20 protein-coding genes are annotated in these 22,980 nt (G+C 69.3%); 15 read left to right on the forward strand and 5 right to left on the reverse strand.

Features of this window, described 5'->3' with window-relative positions; all coding sequences use genetic code 11:
• Positions 1 to 473 precede the first annotated feature (473 nt).
• Positions 474 to 1,442, forward strand: coding sequence for a lytic transglycosylase domain-containing protein (locus Ssi02_RS10780; RefSeq protein WP_239128786.1), 969 nt, complete (start codon positions 474 to 476; stop codon positions 1,440 to 1,442).
• A 701-nt stretch (positions 1,443 to 2,143) separates the two neighbouring features.
• Here Ssi02_RS10780 and Ssi02_RS10785 read toward each other — a convergent pair.
• On the reverse strand, positions 2,144 to 3,115 hold the full coding sequence (locus tag Ssi02_RS10785) for a ferrochelatase (protein WP_204024424.1): 972 nt from the start codon (positions 3,113 to 3,115) through the stop codon (positions 2,144 to 2,146).
• 1,240 nt (positions 3,116 to 4,355) lie between these two features.
• Here Ssi02_RS10785 and Ssi02_RS38635 point away from each other — a divergent pair.
• The 3 genes from Ssi02_RS38635 to Ssi02_RS10800 all read left to right on the forward strand — a co-directional run bounded on the left by Ssi02_RS38635 (position 4,356) and on the right by Ssi02_RS10800 (position 7,615).
• A complete protein-coding gene (locus Ssi02_RS38635; protein WP_239128814.1) occupies positions 4,356 to 4,658 on the forward strand; it encodes a hypothetical protein in 303 nt (100 codons plus the stop codon).
• A gap of 186 nt (positions 4,659 to 4,844) precedes the next feature.
• Complete coding sequence (locus Ssi02_RS10795; RefSeq protein WP_239128787.1) at positions 4,845 to 6,830, forward strand: S9 family peptidase; 1,986 nt, start codon at positions 4,845 to 4,847, stop codon at positions 6,828 to 6,830.
• A complete protein-coding gene (locus tag Ssi02_RS10800; RefSeq protein ID WP_204024428.1) occupies positions 6,827 to 7,615 on the forward strand; it encodes an inositol monophosphatase family protein in 789 nt (262 codons plus the stop codon). The genes Ssi02_RS10795 and Ssi02_RS10800 overlap by 4 nt, the downstream gene beginning before the upstream one ends.
• Positions 7,616 to 8,000: 385 nt before the next feature.
• On the opposite strand, the gene Ssi02_RS10805 is transcribed toward Ssi02_RS10800, so the two are convergent.
• Positions 8,001 to 8,171 (reverse strand): hypothetical protein, encoded by a 171-nt coding sequence (locus tag Ssi02_RS10805; protein ID WP_204024430.1) that lies wholly within the window; start codon positions 8,169 to 8,171, stop codon positions 8,001 to 8,003.
• Between the two features lie 341 nt (positions 8,172 to 8,512).
• On the opposite strand from Ssi02_RS10805, the gene Ssi02_RS10810 reads away from it, so the two are divergent.
• The 5 genes from Ssi02_RS10810 (at position 8,513) to Ssi02_RS10830 (ending at position 13,709) form a co-directional block, all read left to right on the forward strand.
• Positions 8,513 to 9,166, forward strand: a complete 654-nt coding sequence (locus Ssi02_RS10810; RefSeq protein WP_204024691.1) for a response regulator transcription factor — start codon at positions 8,513 to 8,515, stop codon at positions 9,164 to 9,166.
• Positions 9,167 to 9,195: 29 nt separating this feature from the next.
• Positions 9,196 to 10,515 carry a sensor histidine kinase gene (locus Ssi02_RS10815; protein WP_204024693.1) on the forward strand — a complete coding sequence of 440 codons (1,320 nt, stop codon included), beginning with the start codon at positions 9,196 to 9,198 and terminating at the stop codon, positions 10,513 to 10,515.
• 272 nt (positions 10,516 to 10,787) lie between these two features.
• Positions 10,788 to 11,087, forward strand: a complete 300-nt coding sequence (locus Ssi02_RS10820; RefSeq protein WP_204024432.1) for a DUF4193 domain-containing protein — start codon at positions 10,788 to 10,790, stop codon at positions 11,085 to 11,087.
• A 192-nt stretch (positions 11,088 to 11,279) separates the two neighbouring features.
• Positions 11,280 to 12,038, forward strand: coding sequence for a hypothetical protein (locus tag Ssi02_RS10825; protein ID WP_239128789.1), 759 nt, complete (start codon positions 11,280 to 11,282; stop codon positions 12,036 to 12,038).
• Between the two features lie 282 nt (positions 12,039 to 12,320).
• Positions 12,321 to 13,709 carry an alpha,alpha-trehalose-phosphate synthase (UDP-forming) gene (locus Ssi02_RS10830; RefSeq protein ID WP_239128790.1) on the forward strand — a complete coding sequence of 463 codons (1,389 nt, stop codon included), beginning with the start codon at positions 12,321 to 12,323 and terminating at the stop codon, positions 13,707 to 13,709.
• A 157-nt stretch (positions 13,710 to 13,866) separates the two neighbouring features.
• On the opposite strand, the gene Ssi02_RS10835 is transcribed toward Ssi02_RS10830, so the two are convergent.
• A complete protein-coding gene (locus Ssi02_RS10835; protein WP_204024434.1) occupies positions 13,867 to 14,202 on the reverse strand; it encodes a DUF4235 domain-containing protein in 336 nt (111 codons plus the stop codon).
• 83 nt (positions 14,203 to 14,285) lie between these two features.
• Here Ssi02_RS10835 and valS point away from each other — a divergent pair, with 83 nt between their 5' ends.
• The 6 genes from valS to Ssi02_RS10865 all read left to right on the forward strand — a co-directional run bounded on the left by valS (position 14,286) and on the right by Ssi02_RS10865 (position 21,295).
• Entirely contained in the window at positions 14,286 to 16,838 is a 2,553-nt protein-coding gene (gene valS / locus Ssi02_RS10840) for a valine--tRNA ligase (RefSeq protein ID WP_204024437.1), read from the forward strand.
• Between the two features lie 318 nt (positions 16,839 to 17,156).
• Positions 17,157 to 18,359, forward strand: a complete 1,203-nt coding sequence (locus tag Ssi02_RS10845; RefSeq protein ID WP_239128791.1) for an AI-2E family transporter — start codon at positions 17,157 to 17,159, stop codon at positions 18,357 to 18,359.
• Positions 18,360 to 18,672: 313 nt separating this feature from the next.
• Positions 18,673 to 19,128 (forward strand): dUTP diphosphatase, encoded by a 456-nt coding sequence (gene dut / locus Ssi02_RS10850; RefSeq protein WP_239128792.1) that lies wholly within the window; start codon positions 18,673 to 18,675, stop codon positions 19,126 to 19,128.
• Positions 19,129 to 19,203: 75 nt separating this feature from the next.
• Positions 19,204 to 19,896: a DUF3710 domain-containing protein gene (locus tag Ssi02_RS10855; protein WP_204024443.1), complete on the forward strand. Its 693-nt coding sequence runs from the start codon at positions 19,204 to 19,206 to the stop codon at positions 19,894 to 19,896.
• A gap of 505 nt (positions 19,897 to 20,401) precedes the next feature.
• A complete protein-coding gene (locus Ssi02_RS40095; RefSeq protein ID WP_445009404.1) occupies positions 20,402 to 20,551 on the forward strand; it encodes a single stranded DNA-binding domain-containing protein in 150 nt (49 codons plus the stop codon).
• A gap of 24 nt (positions 20,552 to 20,575) precedes the next feature.
• Positions 20,576 to 21,295 carry a DUF3159 domain-containing protein gene (locus Ssi02_RS10865; RefSeq protein WP_204024447.1) on the forward strand — a complete coding sequence of 240 codons (720 nt, stop codon included), beginning with the start codon at positions 20,576 to 20,578 and terminating at the stop codon, positions 21,293 to 21,295.
• Positions 21,296 to 21,597: 302 nt separating this feature from the next.
• On the opposite strand, the gene Ssi02_RS10870 is transcribed toward Ssi02_RS10865, so the two are convergent.
• On the reverse strand, positions 21,598 to 22,257 hold the full coding sequence (locus tag Ssi02_RS10870; RefSeq protein WP_204024449.1) for a potassium channel family protein: 660 nt from the start codon (positions 22,255 to 22,257) through the stop codon (positions 21,598 to 21,600).
• A complete protein-coding gene (locus Ssi02_RS10875; RefSeq protein ID WP_204024451.1) occupies positions 22,257 to 22,922 on the reverse strand; it encodes a potassium channel family protein in 666 nt (221 codons plus the stop codon). Before Ssi02_RS10875 ends, Ssi02_RS10870 begins: the two co-directional genes overlap by 1 nt.
• Between the last annotated feature and the right edge of the window lie 58 nt (positions 22,923 to 22,980).

Raw genomic sequence — 22,980 nt, forward strand, 5'->3', positions numbered from 1 at the left:
CGCGTCTTCCCGGTTGGAAGGTCGTTTTTGCGATTCTCGGGGTGGTGACCGCACTCTCGGTCGCGGGTGTGAGCCTGTACGTCATCCTCCGCGCGGAGGTACGGCGAAGCGGGGAGTCACCGGTCGTGAACACCTTGGAGCTGAGCGAAGGCGGCCTAGCGGGCGGGGGACAGTCGGGACCGGTGGGTGATGGCGCTCCGTTCCCGAGCGGTGCGGGACAGTCCGGACCGGCCGGTGGTGGCGCGCCGGTCGGTGTGGGACAGGCCGGACCGGCGGGTGATGGCGCGCCGGTCGGTGTGGGACAGGCCGGACCGGTGGGTGATGGCGCGCCGGTCGGTATGGGAGGTGCCGGGGCCCCGGCCCCGACATCCGCCGCGCTTGACGCCCTCCGCCCGAACACGACAAAGCCTTCCCCCACCCCTTCGGCGGGGACGGCCTCCCCTGGGGCGCCCCCGCGCGGCGGAGGTCCCGGCGTGACACCCACACCACCCAAACTGCTGGCCATCGCGAAGAGCGCGGTCTCCCGGGAGACCGTCAACCGGATCTCCCGCCTCAAGCACGTGCAGAAGGTCACCCTCGCCGACGCGGGCGCCGTGCGCGTTTCCGGCCAGGGGATCAGCCTGCTGGCCGTCGACCCCGTCGAGTTCCGATCCTGGACCCCGAAGGCCATCGCCGACGAGCCCGCCGTGTGGAGCGCCCTCGCCGGGGGCGAGTTCATCGCCGAGATGGCAGCCGCCAAACGCCTCGGCCTGCGCCTGGGCGCCCGCTACCAGCTCGGCACCGGCCCCTCCACCCGCCTGGCCGCCTCCGCCACCTTCGGCCTCCCCGGCGTGGACGGCATCGTCAGCCTGGACGTGGGGCGCCGGCTCGGCCTGTTCCCCGAAGTGGCCGTCCTCGTCCACACCGCCGACACCCCGCCCGCCACCGTCGGCCGCGGCGTCGGCCGCCTCCTCGGCAAGGGCGCCCAGATCGTCACCCTCGGCGAACGCCGCGCCCCCACCTCCAAGTCCCCCGCCGCCGCGGCGGCGGCCCCCGCCCGCGGCGCGCAGAAGGTCATCGTGGGGCGCCCGGCCAGCTACCTGGACCTTTATCGGGCGTCTGCGGCGGTCTGCCCTGGCATGTCGTGGACTGTGCTTGCGGCCATCGGTCAGGTGGAGAGCTCACATGGCCGCAACAACGGTCCGTCCAGTGCCGGGGCACTTGGCCCCATGCAGTTCATGCCCGCCACCTGGAAGGCATACGGGGTGGACGGCGATGGTGACGGCAAGGCCGACATCTGGAGCCCGTACGACGCGGTTCCTTCGGCGGCCAACTACCTGTGTGCGAACGGCGCCAACCAGGGTGCCCAGAAGCTGCGCAAGGCGCTGTGGTTCTACAACCACTCATGGGCTTACGTAGACAAGGTCCTCGGCGTCGCCCGGGGCTACGAGGCGGCCTACTGAGCGGGGAGGCACACTTCGGCCTGGTTAAAGAGGGGTTCGGGGCAGGTGGTCGCGTTTGCTGTGCTCGTGGCACCGGTGGGGCCTTGGCGGACACAGCAGGCGTGGTGAGATCCCTTACATGAAGTGATGAGTGCCTGCTGGACTACTCCGGCCTCAGCGTGGAGCTGCTGCGGCCCCTCATAGGGGAATGAGGGCGGGTATGGGTGCCTCGGTGGCGTTGGAGCTCGAAACGTCGAGACCCCTCGTAAGGGGGAGGACACGGTGAAACGCTGACGTACGAGCAGTGCGACGAGTTTCGACCCCTCGTAGGGCAACTCGTAGGGCGCATGAGGACGCCTTCTTGCGCCGAGGTCCTCCAAGCTGCATATCCGTTTCGACCCCTCGTAGGGCGCATGAGGACTTGCCGGTATATACGCACTCACAACTCCAGGCGCGTCGTTTCGACCCCTCGTAGGGCGCATGAGGACCCCAAGGTAAAGGCGCTGGTCCGGAGGTGGTTGCCAAGGCTGCGGTGGCCAGGTTCCGCAGCAAAACCTCCGGTAGTGAACCAAGCCCTGGGGGGCTGCTGCAAAGCATGGCGGAAGCGTGCGGGCGGCACAACCGGTGCCGCGTTCCTGGATGCCGCGCGGGTGGTTGTGTTCGATGTCGGGGGCGGAGCTCTCGGAGGGGGGAGAGTCTGCCCTGCGCCCGGGAAGTGTGGGTCAGGTCGGGCGGCGGCGGGGGGTGGGGCAGCAGGTCAAGGGGCAGGGGGTGGGTTCGGGTTCGGTGAGGAGGTTGGCGATCATCTGGGTGAAGGCCGGGTGGGTGCCGGCGGTGGCGGCGCGTTCCATGGGGAGGCCGAGGCGGTCGGCCACGTCGCGGGCCTCGACGTCGAGGTCGTAGACGACCTCCATGTGGTCGGAGATGAAGCCGATGGGCACCACCACGGCGGCGGCGGTGCCTCTCTTGTGGAGGTCTTCCAGGTGGTCGCAGATGTCGGGTTCGAGCCAGGGGATCTCAGGCGGGCCGCTGCGGCTCTGCCAGACGAGGTCGTACGGCCTTGAGATGCCCAGGGACTTGCTGACCAGGTGCGCGACGTGGTGGAGCTGGGCCTGGTAGGCGCCGCCGGTGGGCCCCGCCGTACTGGCCATGGAAAGAGGGATGCTGTGGGCGACGAAGACGAGCCGGGCGTCGCCGCGGACGGCCTCGGGGAGGCGGGCGATGGCCTGGGCGGTGTGGTCGGCCATGGCGGCGATGAAGCCGGGGTGGTCGAAGTAGTTGCGGAACTTGACGATCTCCGGCGCGCCTTCGACGGCGGCGCGGGCCTGGTCGATGTCGTCGCGGTATTGCCGGCAGGCGGAGTATGACGCGTAGGCGGCTGTCACGAAGGCTGCGGCCTTCTGGACGCCGTCGGCCGCCATCTGGCGCACCGTGTCGGTGAGGAAGGGGTGCCAGTTGCGGTTGCCCCAGTAGATCGGGAGGTCCACCAGGGGGCGGACGGCTTCGATCAGGTCCCGGCACTGCTGATTGATCGGGCTGACACCGCCGAACTGCTGGTAGTGAGCCTCGACTTCCTTGAGGCGAGCCGCGGGCACGCCTCTTCCCCGGACGACGTTTTCCAGGAAGGGCAGCACGTCGGAGGGCTTCTCCGGCCCACCGAACGACACGATGAGCAGTGCGTCATAGGTCCCCATGGTCCTCATCCAACCGTATCGGGGTGTCGCTCTACGAACCGCTGCCGCCTTCGCGAGCGACGGGACTGTTGAGGGGAACGGGGTTTGTCGGGCATTGCGGTGATTCGTGGATTTGGTGGCTGCGGGTTTGGGTTCGTGGTCATGGGGCTGGGGACAAGGGTGCTTTGTCGTGTCTGGATGGGGTTTGTTGCGGGGGGCTCGGGGGCTGGGAGCTGCATATTTGCTTGTTGTACATCGTTGCTGAGTAGTGCCATGAGGGGGATGCGGGGATCTGCTCTCCATCGCACTGGGAAAGCGCTTCGCTTTCCGTGCTGGATGAGTAAGAGGGCGTAAATTGACTCTATTTCGGAAATCTGGGCTGGTGAGCCTGGGTGTCGATAGGGCGGGCGGCGGTGTTGCCGGCCTCGCCGCTGCCGCATTGGTGTTGTTCGTGGGGTTCACCGGCTTCGCAGGGTTCGCCGGGGGAGTGGCGGTGGCTCACTCCGCGGAAGTGCCCGGCGGGGCGCAGGGGAGCCCCTGTGCGGAGGCGCCCCTGCGGGTGGACCCCGCACGGGGCGGCCCCGTCCCCGACTGGGATCCCGAGCTTCTGAGCGAAGTGTGCTGTAGCAAAAAGTGGAATAGGCGCACGTGCGCCCGAGGCCCCGCCGGCCCCAGAGGCCCCGAGGGGCCGGCCGGCCCTGCCGGGCCGAGAGGCGAGCAGGGAGAGAGCGGTGCCGCCGGTCCTGCCGGTCCTGCCGGTCCCGCCGGGCCTGACGGTCCTCCTGGCCCCGCGGGTTCCGCGGGGCAGACCGGTCCCGCCGGTCCCGCCGGTCCCGCCGGTCCTGCGGGTGCGGTGGGCCCTGCCGGTCCTGCGGGTGCGGTGGGCCCTGCCGGTCCTGTGGGTGCGGCCGGGCCCGCCGGAAGCACCGGTCCTGTGGGTCCTGCGGGCGCGGTGGGTCCGGCCGGTCCCGCTGGTGAGACCGGCTCTGTGGGGCCTGCCGGGCCTACCGGTGACACCGGTCCCGTCGGCCCGACGGGTCCCGCCGGCCCTGCGGGGGCGGTGGGCCCTGTGGGTCCTGCCGGTCCTACCGGTGAGACTGGCCCTGCCGGTTCCGTGGGTCCCGCCGGTCCTACGGGTGAGACTGGTCCGGTAGGCCCCGTGGGTCCCGCCGGCCCTGCAGGCCCTGCCGGTGAGACCGGTCCTGCGGGTGCTACCGGCCCCGCAGGTCCTACCGGCGCCGCCGGTCCCGCGGGGCCGATTGTGACCGGGACGCTTTTCGGGGTCCACAACTTCGAAGCGATCGCGAGAAACGGTCTGGTGCAGATACGGGATGAAAGAACCACTCCCGCATGGCACTCCTTCGGCACCCTCTTGGGCATCCCGCCAAACGTCGTCAGCGTCGCCCTCGCGGGCACCCAGGGCAGCGGTCTCCGGATCACTGTGGCCGAGGTAGGCGGCGGGGTCTACTTCAGCGATTGCACGGTCGAGCCCACACCGGGTACGGGGGCCAACCCCGCCTGGCCGAACAACTGCACCACCTTCACCAACATCTCACCCCCCTGACCGCAGAGGGAGGGGAGACAGAGCACGCTGATGCCACATCGGCCCTCGCGAACCGCGAGCATGCATGGGCATGCCACCTCCGCGAGGGCCGACCGGCACACACCAAGCAGGAGTACGGCGAAAGCCCCCGGCACCCCACCCAGGAGAGCGGTTGATCAAGAGCGCGCGCGGGGTAGGTTCGGATAGGTGACCCCATTTAATGATATTCGGGCCTATGTGGGCACACAGCGTGTGCTCTCGCTACGACTGTCCCCGGACGGTCAGCGGCTCGTCGCCGCCGTGCAGGCCCTGAACTCCGACGGCAAATCCTACGGAACGTCGCTGTGGTCGGTCCCAACCAGTGCCACCGGTGGTCATCCGCGACGTCTGACCAGGTCAGCCAAGGGCGAGAGCGGCGCCGCGTTCACCCCCGACGGCGATCTGCTGTTCACCTCACGCAGGCCCGACCCGGGCGGTGAGGGCGATGAGGACGTGCCCGCGTTGTGGCTGCTGCCCGCCGACGGGGGAGAGGCACGTAAGATCGCCGACCGGCCGGGAGGCATCGCCGAGGTCCGTGCGGGGGGATCCGCCACGGTGTTCCTCGCCGACGTGCTGCCGGGTGATGCGAGCCTGGAAGCCGAACGCCGCAAGGCCAGGAAGGACGCCGGCATCAGCGCCGTGCTCCACGAGGGCTACCCCGTCCGCTATTGGGACGCCGACCTCGGACCGGGCCAGAGGCGCATGTTCGCCGCCACGGGCGGCGCCGGCGAGAGCCTCGACGGCGTCGAGGACGTCACCCCCGATCCCGGGCGCGCCCTCGACAACGCGTCGTTCGACGTCACGCCGGACGGCGCCGCCGCCGTCACCACCTGGTGGAACCCCCAGCCGAACGCCGAGATGCGCACCGACCTGGTCCGCGTCGATCTCGCCGGCCGGACTCGCCGCACGCTTGCCGCGCAGGACGGCTACGACTTCACCGGCCCGGTCCGGATCTCCCCCGACGGCCGCTACGTCACCTGCCTGCGCGAGAGCCACTCCTCCCCGGACCGCGTGCCGGAGATCACGCTCTGCGTGATCGACCTCGGCACCGGCGACCTCACCGTCCTCGGCGGCGACCTGTGGCCGGGCGACGTGGCGTGGGCGCCGGACTCGGCCTCGCTGTACGCCGTCGCCGACCACAGGGGCCGCCGCCCGGTGTTCCGCTACACCCTCGACGGCGCGGAGCCGGTACGGCTCACGCCGGACGACGCCGCCTACTACTCGTTGTGCCCGGCCCCCGACGGCACCGGCCTGTACGCCCTGCGCAGCGGCGTCGGGATCACCCCCGGCCCGGTGCGGATCGCCCTCGACGGCACGGTCGAGGAGTTGCCGTCGCCCGCGCTCAGGCTCGACCTCCCCGGCACGCTTACCGAGATCTCCGCTCCCGCTCCCGACGGGACCGAGATCCGGTCCTGGCTCGTCCTCCCCGAGGGGGCGAGCTCCGACGAGCCCGCCCCGCTGCTGCTGTGGGTGCACGGCGGCCCTGTCGCCAGCTGGAACGACTGGTCGTGGCGCTGGAATCCGTGGATCATGGCCGCGGCCGGCTACGCCGTACTCCTGCCGGACCCCTGCCTGTCCTCCGGGTACGGCTCGCGCATGCTTGAGCGTGGCTGGGCCGACTGGGGGCCCGCCACCGAGGCCGACCTCATGGCGGTCACCGCCGCCTGCCAGGCGCGGCCCGACATCGACGAGAGCCGCACGGGGCTGATGGGCGGCTCCTTCGGCGGCTATATGGCCAACTGGCTCGCAGGACACACGACCGGCTGGAAGGCGGTCGTCACGCACGCCTCGTTGTGGCACCTCGACCAGTTCGCCGGCACGACCGACGTCGCGAGCTACTGGGAGCGGGAGTTCGGCCCCGTCGGCTCCGACCTCTACCGGACGCTTTCACCGCACACCGCCCTGGAGAATATCTCGGCACCCATGCTGGTGATCCACGGCGACAAGGACTACCGCGTGCCGATCGGGGAGGCGCTGCGCCTTTGGCGCGATCTCCAGCGCACCGGGGTAGAAGGGAAGTTCCTCTACTTTCCCGATGAGAACCACTGGATTCTCAAGCCGGGGAACATCGTCGCCTGGTACGAAACATGCCTGGCCTTCCTGGCCCAGCACGTCCTCGGCCAAGAGTGGAAACGTCCGGAGAGCCTCGCATGACCGAACTTCTGGCCCTAGCGGAGAACATCGCCCGTGAAGCCGGTGCGATGTTGCTGGCCAAACGCCCGGACCGGCCCGAGGTGCTCACCACCAAGTCCACCGACACCGACATCGTCACCGCCCTCGACCGCGCCGCCGAGGAGCTGATCCGCGCGCGCATCGCCGAGGCCAGGCCCGACGACGGAGTCCTGGGCGAGGAGGAGGGCGACACCCCCGGCGCCAGCGGCGTGCGGTGGATCGTGGACCCCATCGACGGCACGGTCAACTTCCTGTACGGCGTGCCCGCCTGGGCCGTCAGCATCGCCGTCGAGGTCGACGGGCAGGTGGTCGCCGGAGTCGTCAACGTGGTGCCCCTGGGCGAGGTCTACACCGCGAGCCTCGGCGGCGGCGCCCACCTCAACGGCGATCGCATCACCTGCAACACCGGCGTGCCGCTGCCCGCGGCCCTGGTGGCCACCGGCTTCGGCTACGCCCCCGGCCGCCGCGTCGTCCAGGCCGAGGTGCTCACCCAGGTCCTGCCCCACGTGCGCGACATCCGCAGGATGGGCTCGGCCGCGGCCGACCTGTGCGCGGTCGCCGCCGGGCGGGTCGACGCCTACTACGAGCGCGGCGCCAACGCGTGGGACTTCGCCGCCGGCGGCCTGATCGCCACCGAGGCCGGCGCCGCCTTCGGCGGCCTGCGCGGCACACCCCCCAACCCCGAGATGATCCTCTGCGCCGCCCCGGACCTCTTCACCGCCCTGCACGACCTCCTCCTCCCCCTCAACCCCGAACGCGACGCCTGACCCACGACGGGCTCCGAATACGGCAGAAGCTCGCCAGGCCCCACCGCCCCCGCGAGCATCGCGAGGCGATCACACCGGGCCGGGCGGGCTTCGCCGTACGACCACGCGCGTGATCTGTGACGTATATCGCAGGTCGGCGGACCGCAACGCTGTTCGCCGACCGCTGTGGCGGCGGATCGCCACGGCTCACCACCCTTGTGGCACATGTGTGAGCCGAGGCGCGCCGGCGCCAGTTCGGTGAGAGGTGCTCGCAACCGGCCACTCCTTGAGAGCTCGCCCAAATCGTGGCTCTGCCGTACATGAAGCCGCCCCGCTCGCCACAACCCGGGAAGGCATGGTGAGCAGGGCGTTTGTGCTGTTTTCCGGCGATCGCAGTCGAGGGGAACTATTCCCGATGACCGAGGTCGATGCCGTGTTCTCCCGCAACGCGTTGAAGATCTTCGATCTCCACGGCGAGCGTGTCGGCGAGGTAGTCGTCGCCGGCCGACTGAGCCTCTTTGAGGCCCTTGTAGGCCTGGTCGAGCCGGGTTTCGATCGTGGTCGTGAACTCGCCCATCTCACCTGCTTTCTGAGGGGTTACGTGAGCGGGAAACGTGCTGAATCCGCGGAGCGGCCTGAGGCGGGCACTAGCACCTGCCTCGGTGCCCGTAGGAGTGTCTCTCGCTTTACCCAAACCGACTCCTGGTTGAAACCTGGCTCTTCAGAAATCGACGATGTGTCCTCCATCACGTTCCTTGGTGGGAGCGCTACCAACCTTGGCTTACCGTGTGCTTACGGCACTGGCGGGGACAATGGGTCACACGGCGAGGCGTCCTCGCTGTCGGTGGGACTCGCGAACAGCATGCCGCACTGGATCCGAGGGTGCCGCCACGCATCGACCTGGAGGTAGAAGAAGCCGTGCGCGTGCTTGTTGTCGAGGATGAGCGTGTGCTCGCCGACGCCATCGCCACCGGTCTGCGCCGGGAGGCCATGGCGGTCGACGTGGCCTACGACGGCGCGGGTGCGCTGGAGCGCACCGGTTACATCGACTACGACGTGATTGTCCTCGACCGCGACCTGCCCAAGGTCCACGGTGACGAGGTGTGCCGCAGGCTGGTCGCGCAGCGGACGAGCTCGCGCATTCTCATGCTCACGGCGGCCGGCGACGTCGACGACAAGGTCGAGGGCCTGGGGCTGGGGGCCGACGACTATCTGGCCAAGCCGTTCGTGTTCATCGAGCTCGTGGCGCGCGTGCGGGCGCTCGGCAGGCGGTCGGCTCCGGCGCTGCCGCCCGTGCTGGAGCGCGGCGGGGTGCGGCTCGACCCGGGTAAGCGCCTGGTGACCAGGGACGGCAAGGAGATCTCCCTCACGAAGAAGGAGTTCGCGGTGCTTGAGGAGCTGATGCGCGCCGAGGGGGCGGTCGTCAGCCAGGAGGACCTGCTGGACAAGGCGTGGGACGAGAACATCGATCCGTTCACCAATGTCGTCAGGGTGACGATGATGACGTTGCGCAAGAAGCTCGGTGACCCGCAGGTGATCGAGACCGTGCCCGGGGTGGGTTACAAACTGTGAGTGATCCACGGCTGGAGCCCACGCGCCCGATGATCAAGCCGCACCTCGGTGCCGAGGCCGGCGGCGTCGAGACCTCCGGGGGCGGGCGGCAGCCGTACGGCGCGCAGCCTCCACCGCCGGTCGGCCCGCCGGTGTGGGACGGCCCGCCGCCGCCGTCGCCGATGCCGCTCGGGGAACGCCGCAATGTGCTGGACAGACTTCAACGGCTCGCGGAGCGGATGAGCATCCGGTGGCGGCTCACCCTCACCTACGGCGTGATGGTGTTCGCGGCGGGCGCGCTGCTGGTCTTCGTGCTCTACTCGATGCTCGGTGTGATCATCTCGGGTGTGCTGCTGCATACGATGCCCGACCCGGACGAGCTCGGTCTGTCGCTCGCCGATCAGGCCCTGTGGCGGGAGCAGTTCGCGATCCTCAAGCGCAACATGGTGGGTCTCGCCCAGGACCGCTTCCTGGAGCGCGGCGTGCTCGCGCTCGCGGGGGTGGGGCTGTTGTCGCTGGTCATCGGCTATTTCATCGCGGACAGGGCGCTGCGCCCGATCCAGCAGATGACCGCCACCGCGCGGAGGTTGTCCGACAGCACCCTGGCCCACGAGCGCATCGCGCTCAAGGGGCCGAGCGACGAGCTGAAGGAGCTGGCCGACACCTTCGACGCCATGCTGACCAGGCTCAACACCGCCTTCGACACCCAGCGGAGGTTTGTGGCCAACGCCTCTCACGAGTTGCGCACGCCGCTCACGATCAACCGGACGGTGCTGGAGATCTCCCTGTCCGACCCCGAGGCGTCGGAGGACCTGAAGACGCTCGGGCGCACCCTCCTTGAGGTCAACGCGCGCAACGAGCGGCTGATCGAGGGGCTGCTGCTGCTCGCCCGCAGTGAGCGGGAGCTGGGCGTCCGCAAGCCGGTGGATCTCAAGGATGTGGCGGAGACCGCGGTCGGCCAGCTTTCGCCCTGGGCTGAAGAGGCGAACGTGACGATCACCACAGATCTGCACAGCGCCGAGACGGTTGGGGACCCTGTGCTCCTTGAGCGTTGTGTGGCGAACCTCGTGGAGAACGCGATCAAATACAACATTCCCGAATCTGGAAGAGTTTGGGTGCGTACGGGAATGGTTGAAGGGGCACTGGTCGTTCAGGTGGCCAACACCGGGCCGCATGTGCCCGCCTACGAGGTGAACAGCCTCTTCGAGCCGTTCAGGCGGCTCGCGGCCGACCGGGTCGATTCGGCCAAGGGGTCGGGGCTGGGGCTGTCCATCGTCCGGGCGGTAGTACAGGTGCACGGTGGGAATGTCGCGGCGCTTCCTCGCGAGGGCGGGGGGCTCGTGGTGACGGTCAGACTTGCCGGGGGCTGATCCGGCGGGGGGCGTCTCGCGGACCCCGTACATGTGGTTGGATGTGCCGTCGACACAGGTGGTGCATGCCGCCAATGCTGTGGTTTTCGCCATAATTGACTAACCACGCCCATTGGCGGTAGGTCCCTCACGTGTGGATGAGGTTCGTCGCATGCCTCGCCTGGGTACCGTTGCAAAATCTCCCTGGCAGATCGGGCACAAGATGGACCTCCCGGACGTTACACACGCGCGACGACGCGCAACAGATAGATGAGGGGGATGGAGTAAGCACGATGGCTACCGACTACGACAGCCCGCGCAAGACCGATGACGACATGGCTGAAGACAGCCTGCAGGAGCTTCAGGCGCGGCGCACCGACAAGTCCTCGGGCAGCATCGACATCGACGAGACCGATCTCGCCGAGTCGCTCGAGCTGCCCGGCGCGGACCTGTCGAACGAGGAGCTTTCGCTGCGGGTGATACCTCGTCAGGCCGACGAGTTCACCTGTTCGCGGTGTTTCTTGGTGCACCACCGGAGCCAGCTGGCCTCGGACAAGGGCGGTCAGCAAGTGTGCCGGGAATGCGCTGCCTGACCGCCAGGTCGTAATGCCCGTCTCCGCCCGGCGGGCGCGATGACGGCAGCGAGGAGGTTCCGCAACGTGTCGTCCACAGCGGATCAACCAGAGCACGATCAACCAGAGCACGAGGAGTCCGGCGTCCACGGAGCGACGGGCACGCCGAAGGAGCAGGACGGTCCGGCCGATCCCGGCTCCCAAGGAGCGCCCGTGGCCGTGTCTGGCAGGGACACGGCCGGTGACGAGGTCGCCGAACTCGTCGGGAGGCTTGTCGAGCAGCCCGGCAAACTCGGCGGTGACGAGCGGCGAAGGCTGCTCGCCCGCCTCACAGGCGCGCTCGCGAACGGCGCGCGCCGCGCCGGCGAGAGCGGCGTGGGCCGGGGGCGCTGGCTCACCGAGATGTTCATGCGCGTCGCTCCGCGCATCCCCATCCGCGATCTCGCCACTCTGTCCGAGCACCACCACGGCCTCACCGGCGAGGCCCTCGCCGACGAGCTGACCAGGACAGCGGCCAAGGGCACGATGACGGTCGGCGCCGTCGGGGGAGCCGTCGCCGCCGTCGAATTCGCCGCGCCGCCGCTTCTGCTCACGGCCCCGGCCCAGCTCATCGCCGAGACACTCGTCGTGGCGGCGATCGAGGTCAAGCTCATCGCCGAGCTCCACGCGGTCTACGGTGTCTCCGTCGAGGGGGGCGGCACCCAGCGTGCGATCGCGTTCAGCATGGCCTGGAGCAGGCAGCGCGGCATCGACCCGCTGTCCCCGGGCAGCGTGACGCTCGCGCTCGGCACGGCGGCCAAGACCGCGCTGCGCAACCGCCTGATGCGCACTCTTGGGCGGCATCTCACCACGCTTGGGCCGTATTTCACCGGGGCGGTCGCCGGAGGCATGCTCAACCGTGCCGCGACACGCCGTCTGGCTCTCGCCGTACGCGCTGATCTGCGGCGACAGCGGGGACTTCCGCCCGCCTGAGGTTCGTTTAAGAGTCCTTGGGGACGTGATGACGGCACATGGGGAGCGTTTTCCCCTGGTCTAGGGGTTCATATGCGCGTTTTGTGCCGGGGAGCCCGGTAAATGCTCACTGCGGCGCGTTTCCGTATGGTGGACATTGAGTGTTCCATTCCTTGTCGTGTGTCGCCGGTCGGCCGCTTCGGCGGGCACCCGATCTCGTCCGAGAAGCCGCATCCGGCATCTCCGGCCCGCGACAAGGGAAAAAGGAGATGCTCAGAGGTCAACCCAAATGGGAGGCAATGCGTGAAGGCTCGGAGCTCGTTTCTGATCGTCGCCAACCGTCTACCCGTCGACAGAGTGGTCGGAGCGGACGGCGCCGCCGCATGGCGGCGCAGCCCCGGCGGGCTGGTCACCGCCATCGCTCCGGTCATGCAGCGCCGCGAAGGCGCCTGGCTCGGGTGGCACGGCGCGCCGGGTGAGGAGGTCAAGCCGTTCGACCACGACGGCATGCACCTCGTCCCCGTGCCGCTCTCCGCCGCGGAGGTCGAGCTCTACTACGAAGGATTCTCCAACGCCACGATCTGGCCCCTTTACCACGACGTCGTGGCCACGCCGATCTACTCACGCGTGCTCTGGGACGCCTACCGCGCCGTCAACGACCGCTTCGCCCGCGCCGCCGCCGAGGTGGCCGACGAGAACGCCGTCGTGTGGATCCAGGACTACCAGCTGCAACTCGTCCCCGCCATGCTCCGCAAGCTCAGGCCCGATCTGCGGATCGGGTTCTTCCTGCACATCCCCTTCCCGCCCGTTGAACTCTTCTGGCAACTCCCGTGGCGCAGGGAGATCGTCGAGGGCCTTCTTGGGGCCGACCTCGTCGGATTTCAGCGGCCCGGCGGCGCGGCCAACTTCGTCCGGCTCTGCCGCAGGTTGCTCGGACTTCAGCACCATCGCAACGAGGTCGAACTCGACGGCAGGCGGATCAGGGCCGAAGCCTTCCCGATCTCGGTGGATTTCAGTGAACTCGACACCCTCGTCCGGGAGCCGTCCATCGTGGCCAGGGCCAAGGAGATCAGGTCCGAGCTCGGCGAACCCGAGCACATGCTGCTGGGAGTCGACCGGCTCGACTACACCAAGGGCATCGGCCAGCGACTCAAGGCGTTCTCCGAGCTCCTGGCCGACGGGGCAGTCAAACCCGGCGAGGCGGTCTTCGTGCAGATCGCCACACCCAGCCGGGAGCGGGTCGAAGAATATCGCCGCCTCCGCAACTCGATCGAGCTTCAGGTGGGCCGCATCAACGGTGAGCACTCCCAGCTGGGGCACCAGCCCGTGCAATATCTCCACCAGTCGTACAACCGCCGGGAGCTCGCCGCCCTCTACTTCGCCGCCGACGTCATGGTCGTCACTCCGCTGCGCGACGGCATGAACCTCGTCGCCAAGGAATACATCGCCTGCCGCCACGACCTGCGCGGCAGCCTCGTCCTCAGCGAGTTCGCCGGCGCCGCCGACGAGCTCAAACAGGCGTTCTCCGTCAACCCCTACGACGTCGAGGGCATGAAACGCGCCATGCTCACCGCCATGCGGGCCACACCGCACGAGTTGTCCCGCCGCATGCGCTCCATGCGCAGGCGGGTCGCGACCTACAACGTGGACCGCTGGGCCGGGGAGTTCCTCGCCGCACTCGAAGGCGGGTGAGGGTCTGTACGGCATGAGCCGCCCGGGGAACCTTGGGGGATGGGTGGGTTAAGGGGGCCCCGGGGGCGGAAGTGAGCAAAGCGGGCCGAGTCAATCGTCAAGGCTCGGCCCGTGTTCTTCTTCGTGAAAATGCGGTCGCCGCCGGAAACGTGATCCGTCAGTCGACGGCGTCCTTGACGGCCTGCTTGACCGCGGCCGGGGTGATCCAGGACTGGTAGCGCTTGGCCGCGATGCGGGCGGCGACGATGCGGGTGACCTCCATGCCGACGCCCATGACGACGGCGAAGCCCACGGCCTCGGCCAGGCTGACCTCGAGGGACTCGGGGTTGGCCGGCGGCTTTTTGCCGGTCGCCTTGCGCCAGCCGAATTCGATGAGTTTGCGGGTCGCGAAGCCCACTCCCAGAGCGACCGCGCCGCCGACCAACCGCCAACCCAGGTCGGGCTTGGCCGCCGATTTGGCGAGTTCCTCTGGCAAGTTCTTTTTGTCGGACATGGGATCCCCCTTCTCCGCCGCCTCTACAGCGGACTTTAGTCTCTGGCGGCGGTTGTGAACGTCAAGCCATACCATAGGGAGGCATGACCGAGCCGCGACAGCGCCATGCAGCAGTCCCCGATAAGCCCTCTCTCGATGGACTTGAGAGTGTATGGGCGGCTCGTTGGGAGACCGAAGGCGTCTACCGGTTCGACCGCTCGAGACCGCGCGCCGAGGTGTTTTCCATCGACACCCCGCCGCCCACGGTCTCCGGCTCGCTGCATGTCGGCCATGTCTTCTCCTATACCCATACCGACATTACGGCCAGATTCCAACGCATGCGGGGCAAGAGCGTCTTCTACCCATTGGGATGGGATGACAATGGGTTGCCCACTGAGCGCCGTGTGCAAAACGTCTACGGCGTCCGGTGCGACCCGTCCCTGCCCTACGACCCCGATTTCACCCCTCCCGCCCAGCCGGGCAAGCACGAGGTGCCGATTTCCCGGCGCAACTTCGTGGAGCTGTGCCACCACCTCACCGCCGTCGACGAGCAGGCGTTCGAGGAGGTGTGGCGGCGGGTCGGCCTGTCGGTCGACTGGTCGCTGCTCTACACGACGATCGGCGACCGGGCCAGGGCGGTCTCCCAGCGGGCCTTCCTCGGCAATCTCGCCCGCGGGGAGGCATATCTCGCCGAGGCCCCCACGCTGTGGGACGTCACGTTCCGCACGGCGGTGGCCCAGGCCGAGCTGGAGGACCGCGACCAGCGGGGCGAGTTCCACCGGGTCGGCTTCCTGCTGAGCGAGGAGCAGCGGGCGTTCGGCTTCACCGGCCGGGTCTGGATCGAGACGACCAGGCCCGAGCTGCTCCCCGCGTGTGTCGCGCTGGTCGCGCACCCCGACGACGAGCGCTACCAGCCGCTGTTCGGCACGACCGTGCGCACCCCCGTCTTCGGGGTGGAGGTGCCCGTCCTTGCACACCGCCTCGCCGATCGGGACAAAGGGTCGGGCATCGCGATGGTGTGCACGTTCGGCGACGTCACCGACGTCGTCTGGTGGCGCGAGCTCGACCTGCAGACGCGGGCCGTCATCGGATGGGACGGCAGGCTGCTGCCCGATCCCCCCGCCGGAGTGCCCGCCAAGGCATATGCCGAGGTGGCCGGCAAGACGGTGCACAGCGCGCGGGCACGCATGGTCGAGATGCTCCGCGAGTCGGGCGACCTGGAGGGCGAGCCGAGGCCGGTGACACGGCCCGTCAAGTTCTACGAGCGGGGCGAGCGCCCCCTGGAGATCGTGACCACCCGCCAGTGGTATATCAGGAACGGCGGGCGCGACCACAGCCTCCGCAGGGCCCTGCTTGAGCGCGGCGGCGAGTTGTCCTGGCATCCAGGTCACATGTGGGTGAGATACGACAACTGGGTGGAGGGGCTCGCGGGTGACTGGCTGGTCTCCCGGCAGCGCTTCTTCGGCGTGCCCGTCCCGGTGTGGTATCCCCTCGACGACTCCGGCCAGATCGTCTACGACAGGCCGATCCTGCCGGCGCACTCCGCGCTGCCGGTCGACCCCGCCGGGGACGTCCCGCCCGGCTACACCGAGGACCAGCGGGGCAGGCCCAAGGGCTTCGTCGCCGACCCCGACGTGCTCGACACCTGGGCCACCTCGTCGCTGACCCCGCAGATCGCCGGGCGGTGGGGTGACGACGACGACCTGTTCTCCCGGGTGTTCCCGATGGATCTCCGGCCGCAGTCACACGAGATCATCCGCACGTGGCTGTTCTCGACCGTGGTCCGTGCCCACCTGGAGCACGGCCGTCTCCCGTGGCGATCGGCCGCGATCTCCGGCTGGGTGGTCGACCCCGACCGCAAGAAGATGTCCAAGTCCAAGGGCAACGTCGTCACGCCGATCGACCTCCTGGAGAAGCACGGCTCCGACGCGGTGCGCTACTGGGCGGCGAGCGGCCGGCTGGGGGTGGACACGGCGTTCGACGCCGGCCAGTTCAAGATCGGCCGGCGGCTCGCGATCAAGATTCTCAACGCCTCCAAGTTCATCCTGGGGTTGTCTCCCGCGGGGGGCGGCGGGCGCGGAGCCGTGACCGAGCCGATCGACCTGTCGATGCTCGCCCGGCTGTCCGGGGTGGTGGAGGAGGGCACGGCGGCCCTCAACGCCTATGACCACACTCGGGCGCTTGAGGTGACCGAGCGGTTCTTCTGGGAGTTCTGCGACGACTACCTGGAGCTGGTCAAGGCGCGGGCCTACGGCACGGACGCCTCGCCCGCCGCCGCCGAGTCGGCGCGGGTGGCGCTCCGTGAGGCGCTCGACGTGATGCTGCGGCTCTTTGCGCCCTTCCTCCCGTTCGTGGTGGAGGAGGCGTGGTCGTGGTGGCACGACGGCTCGATCCACCGCGCCACCTGGCCCACCCCGTCCAGGGGCGGCGGCGACCCCGCCCTTCTGCCCGCGGTGTCCGACGTGCTCAGGCAGGTGCGCAAGGCCAAGACCGAGGCCAAGCTCTCCGTCCGCGCGGAGGTCTCCCGGCTGACGGTGACCGGGCCCTACATCCACCTCGTCCACCAGGCGCAGGACGACCTCTGCTCGGCGGGCAACGTGGAGGAGTTCGTCCTCACACCGGACGACCGCGCCTCGGTGGAGGTCGCCCTGGCATGAGACCGCGTGGCCCGGCGGGCCTCGCTCGCCGGGCCATAGCGTGGCTTTTGCCGTCCGCCACGGGCCTCCAAGCGGTTGGACCGGTCCGCCTGCCGGGCAGCCACGTCACGTGATGGGGACAATGGTGGGGTTCGTCCCACTCTGATGGCCGCCACGCCAAAGAGTTCCCACCGTCAGTCTTACCCCGGAGTGACCTGCGGCGATGCTCCGTATTACGGTGCGCGCGGGCGTGACCGGGCAAAAACGCATGCGCGTTTCGCCTGGTGGCGTGTCAGTCTGGAAGGCGTGATTCCGGACCGAGAACCTCGTTCAGATCTCGTGCCACCCGTCCTCGCCACGATGGCCGCATGGAGCTGGCGGCTGATATTCATAGGCATCGTCGTCTACTTCAGCGTGCTCGCCATAGCCAGGCTGAGCTTCGTGGCGCTGCCGGTCGCGATCGCGATGCTGCTGGCGGCCCTGCTGTTCCCCTTGACGCGCCGGTTGCGCGTGCTTGGCCTGCCGCCCATATGGGCGACGTGGATCACCATGTTCACGGCGCTCGCGGTGCTCGGCGGCACGGGCTGGATCGTGGGCGTACGCGCCACCGAGGAGTGGCCGACGCTGATCCGGCAGTTCGAGGCGAGCGTCGCGGAAGTCCAGAAATGGCTGACGACTGGTCCGCTCCAGCTTGAGCAGGCCCAGATCAGCGAGTGGATCAGAAACGTCACCGGGCCCTTCGTCCAGCAGGCGACCCAGATATCCGGTCCGCTGGTGAGCGGCGCGGCGGTGGCGGTCGAGGTGCTCGCGGCCCTCGTGTTGATCCTTTTCGTCACATTCTTCCTACTCAAGGACGGCGACCGCATCTGGGCATGGTCCCTGCGGGCCTTCGGCCGTATGAGCCCGAGGGTCGACCGGGCGGGGCGGGCGGCCTGGCGCACCCTGTCGCTCTATGTGCAGGGCACCGTAGGCGTCGCGGCGGTGCACGCCGTGATCATCGGTGTCGTGCTCGCCATCATGGGGGTGCCGTTGTGGGCGCCGCTCGCCGTGCTGATCTTCCTGGCGAGCTTCATCCCGATCGTCGGTATCTTCTTCGCCGGGGGAGTGGCGGCCCTAGTGACCCTCGGCTCCAAGGGCTGGGTCTACGCGCTCGTCTTCGTCGGCATCCTGCTCGTCGAACAGCAGTTGGAGAACCACGTCCTCCTGCCGCTCATCGTGGGCCGCGCCATCAACTTCCACCCGCTGGCGGTCATCCTCGTGCTCGCCGTCGGAGGCATCCTCGGCGGCATCGCCGGCGCCGCCATCGCGGTCCCGGTGGCCGCCGTGGTCTACCGCGCCCTGCCCGAACTGTTCAGCAGGGAACCTCCGCAGTCCTCGACCTCGCCAACGCAGCCCCCGCCCTCCACCCGCGACGAGCCCCCCGAGGGGCAGGCGGCCGAGGGCGAAGCGGACGACCCCGGGGACACCCGGCCCCGCCCGGCGATCGTCCAGGTCGGCGGCCTGGCCCAACCGGTGGTCTCCCCCCACCGCTCCGACGACTAGACCGTACGGCTGCCGCCTGGCTTTCGCGGCGGGCAGACCCCGTGTGGCCGAGGGGAGAGCCGGTTCGGCCGGAGCGGGAGAGGGAGGCCGTACGGCTGTCGCCTGGTTGGCGGCGGTCCGGCGGCCCGGCCTGGCTTCGCACGGCCGCCCGGGGTGACCGTACGGCAGGCTTGGCTTGGCTTGGGGCGACCGTACAGCTGTGGTGATGAATCATTCGAAATCCCGGCAGAACCGGCGCTGGGGCTGGATATCTCCAAGGTCATCGGTCGTGTGGGACGCTCAATTCCCGGCGCAGACGATAGGGTTCCCCCTCGTGACGACTAGCGCTGCCGGGCCTGTCGAGGTTCTGATCCATCGGCTCGACCCGGATCTCCCCCTGCCGGCCTACGCCCATCCCGGTGACGCCGGAGCCGATCTCTTCGCGGTCGCCGACGTCGAGTTGCTGCCCGGTGAGCGTGCCATGGTGGGCACGGGGGTCGCCATCGCGCTGCCCGACGGCTTCGCGGCGTTCGTTCACCCGCGGTCGGGTTTGGCGGCAAAGCATGGTGTCACCCTCGTCAACGCCCCAGGCACCGTCGATGCCGGATACCGTGGCGAGATACGGGTGACTCTGCTCAACACCGACACCAAGGAGGCGGTCCGGCTCCAGCGCGGTGACCGCATCGCCCAACTGGTGATCCAGCGGGTCGAGCGTGCCGCCTTCTACGAGGCGGACAGGCTGCCGGGGTCGGCGCGAGGCGACGGCGGGTTCGGGTCCACCGGCCGCTGAGGCCGGTCGGCTCACCGCCCGCACCCGGCCGTCACGGGTGCCCTGTCCGCATACACACATCGGGAGGCGAGGAAAGTGTTTGGACGTCGACGCCGTCGTCACGAGGAGGGCGAGGCGGCCACGGCGGTCGCCGAGGAAGCCCCTGCCCCCGCCCGGGAGTCGGGCCCCTGGGACTCCGAGGAGACCCACCCCGAGGTGGAGCGCGTCGACCTTGGCGGGCTGCTGCTTCCGGTGAGCCCCGGGTTCGAGGTCCAGCTCAACGTCGCGGGTGAGCAGATCGTCGGCGCGGTCGTGCTCTTCGAGGAGAGCGCCCTGCAGGTCCACGCGTTCGCCGCGCCCAAGAGCTCCGGCATCTGGGACGAGGTGCGGTCCGAGCTGGCCGAGGGCGTCAAGACCGCCGGAGGCACCTGCGAGGAGCGCGAGGGCCCCTTCGGCCTGGAGCTCGCCGCCATGGTCCCCGCCGAGGCGGCGGGTGTCGGCGAAGGGCCGCCGCAGCCGGTGCGCTACATCGGGGTGGACGGCCCTCGCTGGTTCCTGCGGGCCGTGATCAGCGGCCGTGCCGCGTCGGAGGACGAGGCGGCCAAGACCCTGGAGGGTGTCGTCCGCGACCTCGTGGTCGTGCGGGGCGACGAGCCCATGGCCCCCAAGGAGCCGATCCAGCTCGCCCTGCCGCAGGAGACCCGCGCCGCCGTCGAGCAGCACGCGGCCCGTGATCGCCGCGACCTCAACCCGTTCAAGCGGGGGCCGGAGATCACCGAGGTGCGCTGACCCTGGCGGTGGCGCGTTTCGTGGGTCAGTGTGGAAGGTACGGGGAGCTATGGCTTCGTACCTAGGTGTGGCCTGCCTCGGCGTCTATGCGTAGGGTGTGCGTCCACACAGGTGCCGGGAACCGTCGCGGCAGGTGCTCCCGTTTCAGGGGCATGTGCGTGGGGAGCCCGTTCACTCATGTGCGTAGGCTGTGCACCCTCACCCGTCGGCCCCCACAAGGGCCGCGGCGCCCACAAGGCGCGACACATGACCAGGGAGCGACGTGAGCAGGGCCGAACCCCACAAACGAGGGGGCTTCCGCGAGTTCATCAAAAGGCTGACGTCAAGCCAGTCCGAACTCGAGGCGGAAGAACTGCAGGAAGACCTAGACCGCCACGGCGCCACGCCGATCGCGGCGTGTGGCGACCGTAGAAGGTCCTGCGTCGCCGGTACACTGCGCACGGTAACCCTCCGACCGCGAGGAGGGGCACCCGCCCTGGAAGCAGAGCTTTACGATGGCTCAGACGTGATCGACCTGGTCTGGCTGGGCCGGAGGAAAATCGCGGGCATCGAGCCGGGCCGCATCCTGCGCGCGGAGGGCCTGGTGAGCATGCAGGATGGGCGCAAGGTGATGTTCAACCCGAGATATGAGCTGCGCCCGTCCGGCGGAGCCTGACGCAGAGGCACGGTGAGCACGACGATGAGCGACACAGCCGAGGCCGGCCCCAACGCCGCCCACCAGACGGTGGAGGCTGCCGTTCGCGGCCAGCTCGCCAAGGCGCTCGGCGGCAAACGCGGCATCGTCGAGGCGGCCGTGCCCACGGCCACGTTCACTCTCTCGTGGGTGATCACCGAGCACCTCCAGACGTCCCTGATCATCAGCGTGAGCCTGGCGGTGCTCCTGGTCGTGGCGCGGCTGGTCCAGCGCTCCACCGTCCAGTTCGTGATCAACGGACTGATCGGCATCGCCATCGGCGCCTTCTTCGCCTCGCGCACCGGCGAGGCACGCGACGTGCTGCTGCCCGGCATCCTCTACAACGCGGGCTATTCCGCCGTCATGCTCATCTCGATCGTCACCCGGTGGCCGCTCGTCGGCTTCCTCATCGGCTCCCTCACCGGCGACCCCACCGCCTGGCGCCGCGACCCCGGCATCGTCAAACTCTGCTCGCGCCTCACGTGGCTGCTGATGCTGCCGTGCCTGCTGCGAGTCGTGGTCCAGCTGCCGCTCTACCTCGCCAATGAGGTCGCCGCCCTCGGCATCGCCAAGGTGGTCATGGGCTGGCCCCTCCAGGTGGCCGCCCTGGGCGCCATGGTGTGGGTTCTGGCCCTCGGCCGCACGCCCATCCGGGACGACGGGGCCACCTCTTCCCAGGACGGCATGCCTTTGGAGACCGGCGGGGGAGACCGCGGCACCACCTAGCCGCCCCTAAGGGGCTCGGCCGCCGGGAGCCGTGATGGCCGGGCGTGTCGGGCACGTTTTCGAGGTCTGTGGTCATGCCGGCTGTGCCGTACGGCGTGGGCCTCGGTGGACGAGTGCGCCGCGGGCGTGTCGGGTTCTGAGGTCTGTGGTCATGCCGGCTCTGCCGTACGGCATGGGCCTTGGTGGACGAGGGCGCTGCGGGCGTGTCGGGTTCTGAGGTCTGTGGTCATGCCGGCTCTGCCGTACGGCATGGGCCTTAATGGCCGAAGGCGCCCCGGGCCGGGGCGCCTTCTTCAAGGAGGTCAGTGGCGGGATAGGAGCTGGGCCAGCTCGTCCTCGACTTCCTGGCGGGCTACGAAGAGGAGCTCGTCTCCCGCCTCCAGCGGGTCGTCCGCCGTCGGCACGAGCACCCGGCCCTCCCGCAGGATCGCCACCAGGGCCGAGTCCGGGGGCCACGGGACCGAGCCGGCGCGCTGGCCGACCACGGGGGCGTCGTCGGGGAGGGTGAGTTCGACCAGGTTGGCCTGGCCCTGCCGGAAGGTCAGCAGGCGGACCAGATCGCCGACGCTGACCGCCTCCTCCACCAGGGCGCTGAGCAGGCGCGGGGTGGAGACGGCGACGTCGACGCCCCACGACTCGTTGAACAGCCACTCGTTGTTGGGGTGGTTGATGCGGGCCACGACGCGGGGCACGCCGTATTCGGTCTTGGCGAGCAGGGACACCACCAGGTTGACCTTGTCGTCGCCGCTGGAGGCGACCACGACGTGGCAGTTGTTGAGGCCCGCCTCGTCGAGGGACGAGATCTCGCAGGCGTCGGCGAGCAGCCACTCGGCCCGGGGCACACTGTCGATCTTGATGGCTTTGGGGTCGATGTCGATGAGGAGGACCTCGTGGCCGTTCTCCAGGAGTTCGGCGGCGATCGAACGTCCCACGGCTCCGGCGCCCGCGATCGCGACGCGCATCAGTGCCCCTCCTCCGGCGCCGCGGAGAGCACCTTGTTGATACGGTCCATGTCGTTCTCGGCGACCATGAGGTGCAGGACGTCGTCCTCTTGCACCACGGTGTCCGAGGTAGGCAGAAGCGCCTCGCCCATGCGGTTGATGAAGGCCACCCTGGCGTTCGCGGCCTCCTCCAGATCGGCGACACGGGTGCCGATCCAGCCCGTGTTGAACACGACCTCGGCCAGCATGACCGTGCCCGTCGGGTCGCGCCAGAGGGGCTCGGCCCCCTCGGGCAGGACACGCCGCAAGATCGAGTCGGCGGTCCAGCGCACCGTGGCGACGGTGGGGATGCCGAGCCGCTGGTAGACCTCGGCACGGCGCGGGTCGTAGATGCGTGCCACGACGTTGTCGACGCCGAAGGTCTCGCGGGCGACGCGGGCAGAGATGATGTTGGAGTTGTCGCCGCTGCTCACCGCGACGTAGGCGGAGGCGGACTCAATCCCCGCCTCGGTGAGGACGTCCCGGTCGAAACCCACGCCGGTGACCCGGCGCCCCCGGAATCCGGCGCGCAGCCGGCGGAACGCCTGCGGGTCGCGGTCGATGATGGCGACCGAATGGCCGTTGTCCTCAAGGATGTGCGCGAGGGTCGAGCCGACCCGGCCACACCCCATGATTACGATATGCATACTCCCCCGCCGCTCGGGTTGAGGCGGACCGTTTACGTGATACCTAGTCAGTATGACC

It is taken from the genome of Sinosporangium siamense (assembly GCF_016863435.1).
Lineage (GTDB): Bacteria > Actinomycetota > Actinomycetes > Streptosporangiales > Streptosporangiaceae > Sinosporangium > Sinosporangium siamense.

Bases quoted from the DNA above. Each gene is read 5' to 3' on its own strand.
- Ssi02_RS10785 (WP_204024424.1), bottom strand. From the start codon at position 3,115: ATGGGGACCTATGACGCACTGCTCATCGTGTCGTTCGGTGGGCCGGAG.
- Ssi02_RS10800 (WP_204024428.1), top strand. From the start codon at position 6,827: ATGACCGAACTTCTGGCCCTAGCGGAGAACATCGCCCGTGAAGCCGGT.
- Ssi02_RS10805 (WP_204024430.1), bottom strand. From the start codon at position 8,171: ATGGGCGAGTTCACGACCACGATCGAAACCCGGCTCGACCAGGCCTAC.
- Ssi02_RS10815 (WP_204024693.1), top strand. From the start codon at position 9,196: ATGATCAAGCCGCACCTCGGTGCCGAGGCCGGCGGCGTCGAGACCTCC.
- Ssi02_RS10820 (WP_204024432.1), top strand. From the start codon at position 10,788: ATGGCTACCGACTACGACAGCCCGCGCAAGACCGATGACGACATGGCT.
- Ssi02_RS10835 (WP_204024434.1), bottom strand. From the start codon at position 14,202: ATGTCCGACAAAAAGAACTTGCCAGAGGAACTCGCCAAATCGGCGGCC.
- valS (WP_204024437.1), top strand. From the start codon at position 14,286: ATGACCGAGCCGCGACAGCGCCATGCAGCAGTCCCCGATAAGCCCTCT.
- Ssi02_RS10865 (WP_204024447.1), top strand. From the start codon at position 20,576: ATGAGCGACACAGCCGAGGCCGGCCCCAACGCCGCCCACCAGACGGTG.
- Ssi02_RS10870 (WP_204024449.1), bottom strand. From the start codon at position 22,257: ATGCGCGTCGCGATCGCGGGCGCCGGAGCCGTGGGACGTTCGATCGCC.
- Ssi02_RS10875 (WP_204024451.1), bottom strand. From the start codon at position 22,922: ATGCATATCGTAATCATGGGGTGTGGCCGGGTCGGCTCGACCCTCGCG.